This is a genomic window from Vibrio sp. 1401, assembly GCF_033340295.1.
The window spans coordinates 1-517 of record NZ_JAWOWF010000836.1; the positions used below are offsets into that span (position 1 = coordinate 1).

A 517-nucleotide genomic window follows, 5' to 3' on the forward strand; every position below is an offset into this window, starting at 1 on the left:
ATTCAACTGCATATTGTCTTTTGCCCAGTTCAGGTAAGTGTTTGACATGTCTACTGTCGTTGTTGAACGAGCTCCGCCAACTGCCGCGTGTACTGTTGCACTACCTGTGTAAGCAAATAGGTTCAAGAAATCTTTGCCTTGAGCCATTTCGCCTAAGCGACGACGTGTGATCTTATGATCTAGGAATAGTCCCGTATCAAGATAGTCGTGCAAATTCACGATCAGCTTCACGCCGTACTCGTTCACCTCTAACGTTTCAGATACCTGACCCAACTTTTGATATTGGCTGCGACCTTTCTGCTTTTCACGAACTTTAAGGACAACTTTGTTCGCTTCTACGCCTGTCACTTGAATCGTTGCACGAATGATATCCGTCAAACGGCGTTTCGCTTTCTCTTCAGGGATATTTTTAGGTGCTGCGTATTCTTGAATCACGATTTGATCGCCATATACGTCAATCGCTACGTTATATTCAGGAAGATCTGCGTCATAGATGCGGTAGCGATCTAATTTCTCT

The 517-nt window shown here is 44.3% G+C and carries 1 protein-coding gene; it reads right to left on the minus strand.

The features are described from left to right. Positions 1–517 (minus strand): class I SAM-dependent methyltransferase (locus R7Z77_RS28445; RefSeq protein WP_318137447.1); only part of this gene is annotated, 517 nt, incomplete at both ends.